Source organism: Lysinibacillus sp. Ag94 (genome assembly GCF_023242215.1).
Classification (GTDB): domain Bacteria; phylum Bacillota; class Bacilli; order Bacillales_A; family Planococcaceae; genus Lysinibacillus.
Map to the genome: position 1 here is coordinate 484,449 of NZ_CP096780.1, position 15,378 is coordinate 499,826.

Annotated in this window: 7 protein-coding genes; all 7 read left to right on the forward strand. The window is 35.5% G+C overall.

All coding sequences use genetic code 11. The features are described from left to right. The first annotated feature begins 15 nt into the window (after positions 1-15). Positions 16-1,125 carry a glycosyltransferase family 4 protein gene (locus MY533_RS02185; protein ID WP_248717851.1) on the forward strand — a complete coding sequence of 370 codons (1,110 nt, stop codon included), beginning with the start codon at positions 16-18 and terminating at the stop codon, positions 1,123-1,125. An 8-nt stretch (positions 1,126-1,133) separates the two neighbouring features. After that, on the forward strand, positions 1,134-2,141 hold the full coding sequence (gene galE, locus MY533_RS02190; RefSeq protein WP_248717852.1) for a UDP-glucose 4-epimerase GalE: 1,008 nt from the start codon (positions 1,134-1,136) through the stop codon (positions 2,139-2,141). A 111-nt stretch (positions 2,142-2,252) separates the two neighbouring features. Continuing rightward, entirely contained in the window at positions 2,253-3,107 is an 855-nt protein-coding gene (locus tag MY533_RS02195; RefSeq protein WP_248717853.1) for an NAD-dependent epimerase/dehydratase family protein, read from the forward strand. Next, positions 3,104-3,667: a sugar transferase gene (locus MY533_RS02200; protein ID WP_248717854.1), complete on the forward strand. Its 564-nt coding sequence runs from the start codon at positions 3,104-3,106 to the stop codon at positions 3,665-3,667. The genes MY533_RS02195 and MY533_RS02200 overlap by 4 nt, the downstream gene beginning before the upstream one ends. Before the next feature lie 1,629 nt (positions 3,668-5,296). Then, positions 5,297-9,772, forward strand: a complete 4,476-nt coding sequence (locus MY533_RS02205) for an endonuclease (protein ID WP_248717855.1) — start codon at positions 5,297-5,299, stop codon at positions 9,770-9,772. A gap of 322 nt (positions 9,773-10,094) precedes the next feature. Beyond that, positions 10,095-11,099, forward strand: a complete 1,005-nt coding sequence (locus MY533_RS02210; protein WP_248717856.1) for an acyltransferase family protein — start codon at positions 10,095-10,097, stop codon at positions 11,097-11,099. Positions 11,100-12,228: 1,129 nt separating this feature from the next. Continuing rightward, complete coding sequence (locus tag MY533_RS02215) at positions 12,229-15,378, forward strand: S-layer homology domain-containing protein (protein WP_248717857.1); 3,150 nt, start codon at positions 12,229-12,231, stop codon at positions 15,376-15,378.

Here is a 15,378-nt window from a genome sequence, read left to right on the forward strand (position 1 = left end):
AGTTATAGAAACCATATGAAAATCCTATTCGTAGCTTCTGTCTATCGCCATCTAACAGCATTTCATATTCCGTATATTCAATATTTTCAAAAGTGCGGCTATGAAGTGCATGCAGCGGGTACAGGAGAAGGTAAAAAGAATTTAGAGGAAATAAATGTGAAGTGCATTGATATACCATTTTCAAGAAGCCCGTTAAATTCTCAAAATATAGTAGCCTATAAGCAACTTCAACAGTTGTTCGTTAAAGAGAAATTTAATTTAGTACATGTGCATACGCCTGTCGCAGCTTTATTAACGAGAGCGGCTTTTCGTAAAATCAAACTTGGTAAAATGGTATATACTGCACATGGCTTTCACTTTTTTGCAGGTGCACCAAAGCTGAATTGGCTCATTTATTATTCAGCAGAAAGATTAGCTGCGAAATGGACGGATCATTTAATTACGATAAATGAAGAAGATTTTAAAAATGCACAAAAATTATTGCCTAAAGAAAAAATCTCGCTTGTTCATGGTGTAGGTGTAGAAATTGGTGAGCATAGTCTCACAGATGAAGAAAAGCAGCAATTACGATCGTCATTGGGATTGGTGCATGATGCTGTCACGATTGCTTGTATTGCTGAGCTGAACGACAATAAAAATCATCAATTTTTATTAAGGAATTGGCGGCAAATAAAACTTAATAATCCTAAATTGGAGTTACTGATTATTGGGGATGGTGATAAAGAAAGGGAATTGAGGAGTTTTGTTGCAAAAGAACAGCTTTCAGGGGTTCGCTTTTTAGGATTTAGAGAAGATGTTCTTAGATTGTTACAAATTATTGATATTGTTACGTTACTTTCTCATCGTGAAGGGTTACCTAAAAGTATAATGGAGGCAATGGTTAATAATATTCCATGTGTTGTAACTAATACAAGGGGATTAAGAGATTTAATCAAATCAAACGAAAATGGATTTATTGTGAGTCACGAAGACGATCGAGCACTTGTTTCAGCCTTTACAGCTCTTGCAAAGGAAGAGCCATTGAGAAAGCGGATGGGGCAAAAGGCAAAACAATCAGTAGAACCTTATTTATTAGATAAGGTTTTACAGGAATATATATCAATTTACGAACGATTATTAAAGTAGGTGAGAGTATGACAGTACTAATAACAGGTGGGCTTGGCTTTATAGGGAGTCATACTGTAGTGGAATTAATTGAACAAGGATATGATTGTGTGATACTTGATAATCTATCAAAAACTACAATTAATGTTTTAGAAAAAATTGAATCAGTTGTTCAAAGAAAAGTATCATTTATGAAAGTAGATATGTTAGATATTCAAGCTGTTCGGAGTGTATTTGAGGAATATGATATTTCAGCTGTTATTCATTTTGCTGGCTTCAAATCTGTTGGCGAGTCTGTTAAAAATCCGCTAGTGTATTACCGAAATAATTTAATTAGTACTTTAAATCTAATTGATGTAATGCAAGAATTTAATTTAAAAAAACTTGTTTTTAGCTCTTCTGCAACAGTTTATGGAGATATACATACCCCACCGATGAAAGAAGATTTCTCACTTCAAGCACCTAATCCATATGGGCGTACTAAGTTAATGCTTGAAGAGATATTAAGTGACCTTGTTTTGTCCGATAGTACCTGGAGTATAGCTTTAATGCGTTACTTTAATCCTATAGGCGCTCATAAAAGCGGTTTATTGGGTGAATTACCATTCGGTACTCCTAATAACTTAATGCCTCATGTACTAAAAACAGCTAGTGAAGGGACTTCTAAATTACAAGTATTTGGAGGAGATTATGATACAATGGATGGAAGTTGTATACGTGATTTCATTCATATAATGGACTTAGCAAGTGGACATGTTAAAGCATTAGAATATATAGATAAAAATTCAGGTTGTGAAGCAATTAATCTTGGGACGGGTATTGGTTACTCTGTATTAGATTTAATACATACATTTGAGGAAGTAAATGGTGTAAAGATTCCTTATGAAATTGTAAATCGTCGAGACGGGGATATAATTGTCAGTATTGCAGAAGTTGGCAAAGCTGAAGTACTACTTGGATGGAAGGCGAAATATAATTTAGCGGATATGTGTGAAGATGCATGGAGATGGTATAAATCTATTAAAAAACTTAATTGATATTCTAATATAAAAAGATATTAATGGATATTTAAATATAATTAGTATATGCATTTTGTCGTTTTATTTATATTTGTTATTCTATATTATTATTTATGGATGGAGTATAAAATGAGAATTTTTATAACAGGAGAAACAGGATACATTTCAAATAGATTATATGCTAATTTGTGTTTAAAACAAGAGAATTATAGTATCAATAAAAAAAGTATAAGAAATGAATCCTTAAATCGGCTTGATTTTACTGATATGGATATAGTTATCCATACTGCAGCATTAGTTCATAAAAAAGAATCAAAATACAGTAAAGACTTGTATTTTGATATAAATGTAGCTTTAACTAAAGAACTAGCTTTAAAAGCTAAACGAGAAAAAGTAAAGCAATTTATATTTATTAGTACCATGGCTGTTTTTGGTAATCAAGAAGGTTGTATCAATTCTGGATCAAGTATAGAACCAGTTACTTTTTATGGACAAAGTAAATTAGTTGCTGAGGAAGCCATAAAAGAATTAGAAGATGAACATTTTAAAGTTGCCATTGTACGCCCGCCAATGGTTTATGGTCCAAATTGTCCAGGTAACTATACGCTTTTGAGTAAATTAAGTAAGAAAACACCTATTTTCCCTCTAGTCGAAAATGAAAGAAGTATGATTTTTATAGATAATTTAATTGAATTAATATATCAACTAATTCAAAATGAAGAGTCTGGTATTTTCCATCCACAAGATCCACAATATATTAATACGAGTTCAATGGTGCGAGAAATTTCTGAAGTACATGGCAAATCTATTTACTTTAGTGTATTTGCAGGCAAAGTTTTAAAGAAACTGATAGGGCATAAGGGTTTATATCAAAAAGTTTTTAGCGATCTATATTATGCAAAGGAGTTGTCTTCTTATAAGGATAATTCCTATCAAAAATATAATTTAAAGCAAGCAATAACTATTACTGAGAGGGAACAATGAAACGTTTAGTAGATATTTTATTAAGTTTAATAGCGATTATATTATTTGCTGTCCCACTGGTTATTGTTGGTATTGCAATTAAATTCAATTCTAAAGGTCCAATTTTATTTAAACAACAGCGTGTAGGTAAAGATGGCGTGCATTTTGAAATTTATAAGTTTCGATCAATGTATACAGAAACGCCTAATGTTTCTACGGAGGCTCTAGGAGATCCAACAATATATATTACCACTGTTGGTAGATTTATTAGAAAAACGAGCTTAGACGAATTACCACAGCTTTTTAATATTTTAAAAGGTGATATGTCGGTTGTTGGCCCAAGACCTGCTTTATATAATCAGTATAAACTTATTAAAATGCGGGATAAGGCTGGGGTGCATCGTATTCGGCCTGGACTGACTGGATATGCTCAAGTAATGGGAAGAGATTTTATTTCAGACGAAAAAAAGGTTGAATATGATCAATATTATGTAGAAAACATGGGATTAAGTTTTGATTTAAAAATTATTTGGATGACAGTTTTTAGTGTTTTTAAAGCGGATGGTGTGAAGATGAAATAAATCCAACTTTTATTGATTTCTTTGATATCTGGATAGATAACAAGAGACAAATTAAGGTTAAAAGGCAATTGCTATGTTAATATAAATTGCTCTATTAACTATCTCAATACAAACAGATAAGGTATGCTATAAAATTGGATCTATGGTAAGAATTTAGACACACGCAAGTTTATTTTTTATGTTGCGCAACGTCCATTTTTGGAGTGTTCCACATCCCAAGTAGCCCGTCAAAGTGAATAGAACCTTGACTGTCTACTTCGGATGTAGACGGAAAATGCATGGAAATGGTTCCGGTTATAAAGTCTAGTTCTAACGAGTTTCCGAATTTTTCCACTTGTTTCTGTGTTGGCGTCGGATGGTACTTTTTGTGATTTTTTGAACGAGTGCTTGCTTTTCTCAAAATGCGTTGAACGCATCAATATGCCTGTATAGTGAATATTACGCGAATGTGTGTGAGTAGCTTTTTCATTGGCGCCATAATAGCTGTTCTGCTTTTTGTGATTGATAATCCGACTTTAGGCATTTATAAAATGCGCACATCAATTGAACTGCTTGATAGTTGCTTTCTTTCGTAATGTGGTCGAGAAATAAATCAATATTGGATTTTGTAGTGGAGTAACTAAGTCAAGCAGTAAAAATATTAAACATGAAGCAGAGTATGGAACAACCTTTCATTCGAATCTAGGCTGGAACCAACGCAACAAATTGATTAAAACATTGAAGCAAACGATATTTTTCAAAGTATATATTTTGAAAAGCAACCTGTATTGATAACGCTGTACCTGAGTACGCATGAATCTCATCAATAATGCCATAGTACACGGCGTTAATAAAACATCTGCTTTGACATATAATAAAGCCACAATCACCTCATAATAATCATCTATAATGGATGCCTTTTCTTTTGTCTTCTTCGGTGTAAATTCACGTCGAACTATCCCTATCTTTCTTGCCAATTGGCCCTTATAAATTTTCTTATTTAAAATTCTCAATTAACTGTTTGAATATGGATATATTTGAAAGACTTTTAAACTCAAAATTCGTTTGAACAACTAACGTTTTATATTAATCACCTCTAGGTAAATTTCCATCATTACAATTCATTAACATAATATAAATACTATTAAAATAGTGAATTAATAATAATATGATTACATATATATGTGGTGGGAAGTTTTGAATAACAAGACTAATGATGGCGTTCTATATGCGAGAAAGTCGATTGTACGGTATAGTCCAAACAGAAGCCTAGATATAGAGGTTTACTTTGTCATTAATGCATTCAAGCGACACTAGTACAATTTAAATTGTATTGCTTTTAAGGGACAAGCTAATCTTAGAGTTTATAAATTTAAGTGTGATGACATTCGGTAATCATAAATTTGATTTAGGACACCAGAAGTAAATTAAGCCTAGTTAATTTCATTAAAGACGCAAAATTCCGTTTGTTTCATCCAACCTTGATTTTTTGAAGGAAACCAAAAAAGCGGTAAAAGCCTTTGAAGATAAAGGTATCAATAAAATAATTTCCTTAACTCATATTGAGTAGAATGCTAACCCTCCACGATAACCTTATCTTTTACATTTTAAAAAACTATCTTTCTCAAATTAGAAAGGAGAATTGACTGGATGTCAAAAAAAAACTGGAAGAAGCCAATAAACGCCTTTTTAGCAACAACTCTAGTCGCGAGTGTTGTCACACCAGTAGCACCCCTCACTGTACAAGCTGAAACATTAGCAAAGGATTTAATCATTTCGGAGTATGTAGAAGGAAGCTCCTTTAATAAAGCCATTGAAATATATAATGGTACAGGTGCAGCGGTTGATTTAAGTAATTATACGTTAGAACTTCATACGAACGGGGAAGTTATCGCGAAAAATAAAGTGAGTCTGACGGGTATTCTAGAAAGCGGAGCTACTTATGTTTTATATCATAAAGATGCAGCGCCTAACATTAAAGCAAAAGGAAATCTAGAAAACTCAAGTGTTATTAATTTCAATGGAAATGATCCAGTCGTTTTAAGGAAAGCTGGTGAAATAGTCGATTCTATTGGACAAGTTGGTTCTTCAGCGGATTTTGCTAAAGATGTAACTTTAGTAAGAAAAAGTTCTGTCTTGACGGGTGATACGAATATTGAGGATCCATTTAATGCAGCTTTAGAATGGACTCCATATCCGGTAGATGATTTTTCTAATTTAGGGCAGCATGTTATGGATATTGATTCAGGACAGCCTGTTGACCCTGAAGCACCGGCAATTCTTTCAATTGGAGAAGCTCGGAATAAAGGAGTAGGTGAAACGGTAACTATTAAAGGTAGAGTTGCGGCAGGCTTGAAAAATACGTTCTCCGTTCAAGACGAAACAGGTGGTATTGCCGTAAGACCTACTAGTTTAGCTATGTCAATTGGTGATGAAGTTACTTTAAAAGGTAAGTTAGCTGACTATCGTGGGCTACTACAATTAGATGGTGCGACAATCGTTGAAAAGGTTGAAAATGCCGGTGTACCTTCTCCAAAGGTAGTAACAGGTGCTCAAGTGAATGAAGATAGTGAATCACAGTTAGTAACAGTAAAAAATGTTACGCTTACAGATGTTCAACAAGGGGCTGGATGGGCAAACTTTACTGCAAGTGACGGAACAAATTTCCTCGTACGAGATGAAACAAATTCGCTTGGCTTAGCTGTCGGTACAAACTATGAATCTATCACTGGTATTGTTCAACAGTTTGATAACGACTATCAAGTCATTCCTCGATCAAAAGCAGATATTGTAGTGGACAGTTCGGCATTAAAGCCTGCAAGCGCATCTCCTGGAAGTGGGACGTTTGTGGGAAAAACAACAGTTACTTTAACAACATCGACAGCCGATGCAGAAATTTATTACACATTAGATGGCACGGTGCCGACTGATAAAAGTCTTAAATATGAGACACCAATTGAAATTAGCAAGAATACGACTTTAAAAGCAATAGTTAAAGCGAAAGATGGCACATATAGCGAAATAACTACATTTGATTATCGCATTGCTGATCAACTCCAAATTCATGATATTCAAGGTGCAGGGCATGCTTCAACCTTTGATGGTAAAACAGTTGAAGGAATTGAAGGAGTCGTAACTTATTCATTTACGTTAAATAATAATTGGTATTATACGATTCAAACGCCAGATGAATTGGCAGATCATGATCCGAATACTTCTGAAGGAATTTTTCTGTACAGTGGAAAGAAACCATGGCCAATAAAGGTAGGGGATTTAGTATCTGTTAAAGGTAAAGTAAGCGAATATGCTTACGATGGCTATGATGATAGGCAGCAAACGGATTTAAAAACAACTCAAATTAATGTGCGTGACGATCAAGATGGGAAAGTAGAAGTCATTAAAAGTAGTGTAGCTTTACCAAAAGCAATTGAAATCGATAAGCTAAAAATGTCATTTAGTCAAATCGACAGTGATCAACTCCAAATTTTTAATCCAACAATTGATGCTATTGATTTTTGGGAAAGTATTGAAGGGATGAGAGTAGAAGTTGGAAACGTGAAGGCGGTAGCACCTCAGGAGCATGGAGATTTAGTAACAGTGCTTGAGGATGAACCGACGGACACAATTCACGGTGGGGTACTGTATGAGAAAGAAAATGCAAATCCGAACAGAATTCAATTCCGACTAGAACCGAATGGCGCTGCACGTAATTTTGAAGTGGCTACAGGTGATAAATTTAAAGGACCAATTACGGGTATCGTAGGCTATTCCTATCAAAACTTTAAAATCTATGCTTCTTTAGATGAGATGAAGGCTGCTTATGAAAAAGGAAATACAAAACCAGAGACAACGAAAATAGTAAAAGCAGAAGATGAGGTAACAATTGCCTCGTATAATTTGGAGAACTTCTCTAATAACAAAACTTCGGCAACTGATGATAAAGCGAGAAAACTAGCAAGAGCAATTGGTATTGATATGGGTAGCCCTGATATTGTCGGCGTAACAGAGGTGCAGGATAATAATGGACCATCTGCAGGTGATTCAAAAGCAGATCAAAGTTATAAAAGATTAATTGACGCTATTAAAGGTGTCGGTGGTGTCGAGTATCAATATGTGAATATCGATCCAATTAACAATCAAGACGGTGGAGCACCGGACGCTAATATTCGGGTTGGCTTCCTTTATAATCCAAAGCGAGTTAAGCTGAAAGAAGGTATGCCAGCAGGAGATGCTACAACGGCTGTTGGCTATAAAGATGAGAAATTAACATTGAACCCTGGTCGAATTGATCCGGCAAATGAAGCGTTTCATAGTAGCCGCAAACCTTTAGCAGCACAATTTGAATTCCAAGGTGAAGATGTCATTGTTATCGCAAATCATTGGAATTCTAAAAATGGAGATACTCCTTTATTTGGTGCGATTCAGCCGCCACAGTATGGAAGTGAAAAGCAACGTAAAAAAATCGCCAACATTGTTTATAATTTTGTTGAGGACGTTAAATCAAAAAATCCAGATGCAAACATTGTTTCTTTAGGTGATTTTAATGATTACCAATTCGCCGATGCGCTTAAAATCCATGAAGGTCAATTGATGACAAATATGATTAATAAAGTGGATGCTTCGGATCGTTACACATATGTTTATCAGGGGAACTCACAAGTATTAGACCATATTTTAGTGTCAAATAATTTGGCAGAAAAAACAGATGTCGATATCCTTCATATTAACGCTGACTTCACGGACATGGCTGGTCGTGCAAGTGACCATGATCCTGTAATGGTACAAATCGATGTTAAGAAAGGTTCAACTGTTGAACCGATTCAGCCTGAAATAGTATATGACTATAAGAACTTCAAAACAAACAAATTGACAATAAATAAACCTAGTGTGGCAGTGCATTTAGATGCTCAATCTGTTATTCCAAAAGGTGTTTTCCTAAAAGGCGCCTATGCGGAACTACATGGAGAAGGCTTTAAGACGACTGATGTTATCCTTAGTCCAGCTAAAGCAGGGATGATTATCGACCTTAAAGGCAATAGCGTGAAAACACTCACAATTGAAGGTCCAAAAGTCAGTGAAATAAGAGGCGCTGAAAATATAGATATACAATCGATCATCTATAAAAAGGGCGCTGCTCCGGAGCAAATTAAATTTACAAATTCGAAGGGGGATCCCATTGTGGATCCTTCTTTGCCTTCAGAAAACAAGCAACCAATCATTAAAAATCCGATTTCAAACAAAACTGTAGCTGTTGGAGAGGAAATTCAAATTGATTTAACAGATCATTTTTCTGATCCTGATGGTGATAAACTTTCATTTACGGCTACCAAGGGCACTATAAGTGGAAAATTATTAACACTCAATTTAGATGAGGGTAGTCATATTGTTGGCGTTACTGCTTCTGATGGCAAGAAAAGTGTCACGACAAGCTTCAGCGTGACAGTAATGGCTAATGATTATTATGCAGGAGCATATAACAAGGAAGGTCAAGCACTAAAAAAGGCTCTTCATGATATCATTTCTGAACAAAAGGTACTTTCTTATGATGATGTTTGGGATGCTTTAAAGTATACAGATGAAGATACTAATAATCCGAATAATGTCATTTTATTTTACTCTGGGAAATCTAGTCCAAAAACAAACAGTGGCGGCAATGTGGGAAACTGGAACCGAGAGCATACGTGGGCAAAATCACACGGAAACTTTGGGACAAGCAAAGGACCCGGAACAGATATCCATCATTTACGCGCAACCGATGTACAAGTTAATAGTGCAAGAGGAAATTTAGACTTTGACAATGGAGGCAGCCCAGTCGCTGGTTGTAATGGCTGCTTTAAAGATTCAGATTCATTCGAACCACCTAATCGCGTAAAAGGTGATGTAGCACGTATTTTATTATACATGGCAACTCGTTATGAGCCTGGAGATAAGGTTGATCTGGAATTAAATGACAAAGTCAATAATGGAACAGTCCCTTATCACGGTAAACTCTCTGTTCTTTTACAATGGCACAAGCAAGATCCTGTAGATGAAAATGAAAAACAAAGAAATGAAAGAATTTATGATATCCAAGGCAATCGAAATCCGTTTATAGACCATCCTGAATGGGTGGAGAAGATTTGGTGATGGAAAGTTCCGTTCTTTTAATATTACTTTCTTCTTTATTAATAGAGAAGAGTACTCAAAACGCCACTTCAAAGTTAAGTGGCGTTTGTTTACCTCAAATTCTAATCTTGTTGAATCAAGACGTTGATTGATTTGCTTTAATTCGCTTAAAACTGCCTCCAACGACGATTTCATCTCTCTTCTATAATATATCTATTTTGCTAATCTATTTCTCTTTAATGTAATCCCCTCATTATAGCATAGATAACAAGTATCTCCATTGCATTGATCGACAAACTATGACAGACTTAAATGAGATATAATAGTTTTAGGAGAATGTTCAGTGATCAAAGAGTGGGATTTACTGCGTGTGGTGGCGTGTTTATCTATTTTATTATTACACACCTCTTCATGGATTATTATGGAGGTAGGTGAAGAGCCAGAACAGTCGTTTTATCTGTTTTTACGGATTGCGCTCTGTTATGCAACGCCGACGTTTATTTTGTTGTCTATTTTAATTTTGGCGAATCGTTATCAAGTTAAAATTCCGAATAACTTTTGGCCGAATAGAATTCAATATATCTTTCTACCATATTTAATGTGGGCCATACTTGATTCTGTAATTGTTGAGTTAATTTATCACAATGGCTTAGTATGGGAAAAGTTTGTCAGTAATGTAGTTTACGGTGGGTTTGTAGGTTGGTTTGTTGTGGTTATGATGCAGTTATATGTAGTCTTTACGTTGATGAAGCGGTTTAAATGGTCTATGGCTTGGTTTTTACCGTTATGTGTGCTGATTATGTTAATCCATCATTCATTAATTGCCTTGCCATATCCATTTTTTGAAGAGAATGATCTCATGTTGCGTTTACTTTTTACGGGCTGGCTTGGTTATTTTGCGATAGCATATGCGATGGGTGTTTATTATACGCAGATTGCTGCGCTTGCAAAAAAGTATCGTTACGCAATGGTTGTGTTGTTCGTGTTATCTGCTATCTTTTTATATATCCGTCTGCAGCTCGGTTATACTGAGACGCATTCGCGACGACTTGATTTAATACCGCTTGTGATAAGTATCGCCTTGTTGGTAATTGCCTGGGGGCAGTCGCTACCTTATACGAAAACGGTTCAATTGCTAAGTCGATATGCGTTTATGATCTATCTCATTCATTGGGAGGTTCTGCGGATATCAACAGGATGGTTCGTGGATCATTTTAATAGTACGCTTGTGCGAGTGCCATTGCTAATGTTGTGGGCGCTAATCGTTTGTATTACAGTGACGAAGTTAATTTCGATGCTTCCATTTAGTCAGTTCGTAATTGGGAGAATAAAAAAGCGTAATGCATAGGAAAAGCAGTGATTTCTTTAATTATAGAAATCACTGCTTTTTTTGTTTCACCGCTAGCAATTAGGAATGCACCGGATAGAAGTATCGCCAATAGCATCTACCATTTTGCAGTTTCAATAGATTTGCGAATATGGCATACGATAAGAGGCATGGTTCCAATCATTTTAATAAGCCCCATTTTCAAAACAAATTAATTAATAAAACCCTATGCTGTAAATGTCCAGCACGCCCCGTGTCAAAAGCACGTGAAGCAATAATCGCTGATACCTCCAAGAAGATCGCAATAAAAAGCTAATAATCGCTGATACCCCCAATAAGATCGCTGATAAAAAGCAAAGAATCGCTGATACCCCCAATAAGATCGCTGATAAAAAGCAAAGAATCGCTGATACCACCAAGAAAATCGCTGATAAGAAGCACAGAATTGCTGATACCCCAATAAGATCGCTGATAAAAAGCAAAGAATCGCTGATACCCTCAAGAAAATCGCTGATAAAAAGCAAAGAATCGCTGATACCACAAAGAAAATCGCTGATAAAAAGCTAGAATCACCGATCCCCCTAAGAAAATCGCTAATAAAAAGCTAAGATTCCCTAAAAAGCTATGACAACGATACTCTCAAGAAAATTGCTGGTAAAATACCAAATATTGATAGAATAACGGTAATTGCTGATTAAAAAGTGCCAATTCATAAGTCAATTTCTGAACGAAAAAGGGCTTATGTAATATACCAAAAAGCTAATAATATATGAAACTTATGGAATAAAAAGATAGAATATAGGGAATACAAGAATAAATTACCAACCTAATTGTGACAAGAGTTCACGAATTGTTCACTAATGGTTTTTAATCAATTATTGCTTAAAAGTCGAAAATTGTAGAAATATGGATGGTAAAAATGACATGGGTAAGATGGTATATTTTCCTTGTGGCAGTAAGGTTTGTCTGTTAATTTTCAGGATGGTAGCAATGACTATTTTTGTACAAAATATGGTTTAAAAACCTTTAGAAATAAGGTGTTACCACAATTTTCATTCCAGGTATTTCATTTTGAAATTTATTATCTCGTACTCTTATAATGAAGTCGTAGTCACGAATATTGGCTAATTTATCTAGGAGGTAATTTCATATGAAACAAAAATATAGTAAATGGGTTGTAGGCGCAGCTTCAGCAGCCCTAGTAGCATCAGCAATCGTACCAGCAGCAAGCGCAGCAAGCTTTACTGATATTAAAGATAATGACCATGAGGACGCTATCTTAGCATTAGCAGACGCTAAAATCGTAGCAGGTTACCCAGACGGCACATTCAGACCGGATGCTGTAGTTACTCGTGGTAATGTAACTAAATTCTTAGGAAAATGGTTAGTTTCAGAAAATTACGAAATCCCTGCAGACTATGCAACAAAAGCTCGTTTCACTGATTTACCAACATCAACGCCTGACAAAGAGTTATTACAATATGCAGCACTTGTTAAAGATGCTGGCGTATTCAAAGGTTCAAATAACCAATTAATGCAAGCTAATAACATGAGCCGTGAGCAAATGGCAGTTGTTTTAGTACGTGCTATCAAAACTGTTTATAACATAGATTTAGTAGCTGATTACAAAGATGCTGACTTCGAATCTGTTATCACTGATTTAGACAAAGCTACAGCTACAGAAAATCGCGAAGCAATCATCGCGTTAGAATACGCTGGTATTACAAACGTTAAAAATGTACAACAGTTCAATCCTAAAAACTCAGTAACACGCGGTCAATTTGCATCATTCTTACACCGTACAATTACTATGGGTGAACAAGCATCTTTAACTGTTAAAGAAGTTAAAGTTGTAGATGCTACAACATTAGAAGTAACACTTTCTGATGACAAAAAACACACAGTAACATTACCAACTCCACTTCCAGAAAACAAAGAAACTAAAGTAGAGTTCGTTATCAATGGCAAAACTTATTCTGCTGAAGTTACATATGTAACTGCGGCAAAAGTAAAATCTGTTGATGCAGTAAATGCAAAAACTTTAGCTGTAACATTCAATAAACCAGTTGAAACTGAAAAAGCTAAATTTGAGCTTAAAAAAGATGGCTTCAAATCTAACTTCTCTTCTATTACATGGAACGAAGATAAAACAGTTGCAACAATTGAATTAACAAGCAAGATTACTAAAGGTGAATTCACTGTAAACGTAACTGGTCTTTCAGATGAAGCACTAACTGGTTCTGTGAAAACAGAAGACGAAAAAGTTTCTCATATTGAAATCCTTGGTGAAGTAGCTCCATTAACTGGTGTTAATACTACAGCTACAATCGGTTACCAAATTAAAAACCAATATGGTGAAGACATTACAAAATTAAACTCTTCATCTTTAACACTTTCTACAGCAGGTGCTGATAATGCAGTTTCAAATGCAGACGGTTCGATCACAATTAATAAAGCTGCTGGCCTTAAGGAAGGCGATAAAGTAGTACTTACAGTGATCCACGGTGCTACTGCAACAACAACTACACAAACTGTAACAGTTTCTGCAAAAACTGTAGCATCTGACGTAACAATTGGTGCTCTTTACAACAAAGATGGCAAAACGTTAACTGAAGATACTGCTTTAGCAAAAGATAAATTCTATCTTCCTGTTACTGTAAAAGACCAATACGGTAAAGAAATTACTGACGTAAAACGTCTAAAAGATGAAGTTCTAGTAACAAATACAAACCAAGCTGTTGCAACATTCGGTGAATTTGAAAAACAAACAATCGAAGGCAAAGATGTAGTTGTTCTTCCAGTTGAGAAAATTGTAGCAACTGGTGATACAAACGTAATTGTTATCGCTAAAGCAACTGGTAAAAATGGACAAGCGACAGTGAAAGTTGCTGAAGGTGTACGTGCTGATTCAGTTACATTAGGCGCACCAACAAAAGTTGTTACTGCTGAAGCAGACATCCTATTCCCATTATCTGTTTTAGACAAACAAGGTAATGCTATTAAGGATACTACTGTATTAAACGGTTCGAAAGGTATCACTATTACTGGTGGAACTTTAGTAGAAAAAGATGGCGAGCTTTATGCAAAAGTAGCAGGCGCTAACGTCAAAGAAAACACACCAGTAACTGTTGTTGTAACATCTTCAACTGGTAAAGTTGCAACTCAAACAGTTATTCCTAAATCTACAACTGCACCAAAAGTAATCACTGGCTTAAATAGCAAAGTAAGCACAGCTATCCGTGAAATTGCTGGTGAAAAAGTAGAAATCACTGCAAAAGACATCGTAGTTGAAGATCAATTCGGTCAAGTTATTTCAACGGATGAGCTTCTTGCAAAACTTGCAACAGCAAAATACACAATCGAAGCATCTACAGATGAAAACGCACCATTCGAAGTAACAGGTAAAATCGGTGCTGCTGACAACAAAATTACAGTAGCATACAAAGCAGGTGCTACTAAAACAACTGCTAATGTAACATTCAAACTTGTAAAAGAGGATAATACTGCAATTGAAGCAAGCACTTACTCTAAACAATTCTCAGTTGTAAAAGATAGCTCATTCACTTCTTATAAAGTAGAAGATATTAAACCTATCTATGTAGCAGGTACTGCTGGATCTTTAACAATCCCAACTGGATATGGCAAAGACATCGTTGTGAAAGCAGTAACTGCTAATGGTGGAGAAGTTACACTTAAAGCAGGTTCTGACTACACTGTAAAATCTGCAGTTCTTACAAACGTTGCAGATGGTAATATTACTACTGATGATGCAGCTAAAGTAGAATTCGATAAAGATGCTAAAACTGCAACTGCAAAAGTAACAATCACAATCAATGCTACTGGGGAAGAAATCGTGAAAGAAGTAACATTCTCTAACGTTGCTCCTAAGGTAGAAAAAGTAGCTGTAGTAGAAGATGGTAAAGCTCAACAATACATTAACGGTGATGCTGTTAACTTCGTAACAACTTCTTCTTACAATGTAGCTGCTGACTTCGACTTAGATGCATTCTTCAAATTAACTGACGTAGTTGTTACTGACCAATACGGCGTAATGGCAACTGTTGCTGAAGCTGATGCTACTGGCGTAGTTAAAGGCCAAGCTGTATTTAACGGTGTTCCGACTGCTGCTGCAACACTAACTTTATCTAAAGTTTCTGGTGAAGTAGTATTCAGCAATAACGGTACAGCTACAGCATCTGCTACAGGTAAAGCTGGAGACGTATTCAATGCTCGTGTAAACATTGGTGGTCAAAGCGCAACTCCTGTAAAAGTTACAGCTAAACAAGACTTCAAAAACTAA

What these genes read in the sequence shown, in the direction of transcription:
- MY533_RS02185 (WP_248717851.1), top strand. Translation starts at nt 16, where the DNA reads ATGAAAATCCTATTCGTAGCTTCTGTCTATCGCCATCTAACAGCATTT.
- galE (WP_248717852.1), top strand. Translation starts at nt 1,134, where the DNA reads ATGACAGTACTAATAACAGGTGGGCTTGGCTTTATAGGGAGTCATACT.
- MY533_RS02195 (WP_248717853.1), top strand. Translation starts at nt 2,253, where the DNA reads ATGAGAATTTTTATAACAGGAGAAACAGGATACATTTCAAATAGATTA.
- MY533_RS02200 (WP_248717854.1), top strand. Translation starts at nt 3,104, where the DNA reads ATGAAACGTTTAGTAGATATTTTATTAAGTTTAATAGCGATTATATTA.
- MY533_RS02205 (WP_248717855.1), top strand. Translation starts at nt 5,297, where the DNA reads ATGTCAAAAAAAAACTGGAAGAAGCCAATAAACGCCTTTTTAGCAACA.
- MY533_RS02215 (WP_248717857.1), top strand. Translation starts at nt 12,229, where the DNA reads ATGAAACAAAAATATAGTAAATGGGTTGTAGGCGCAGCTTCAGCAGCC.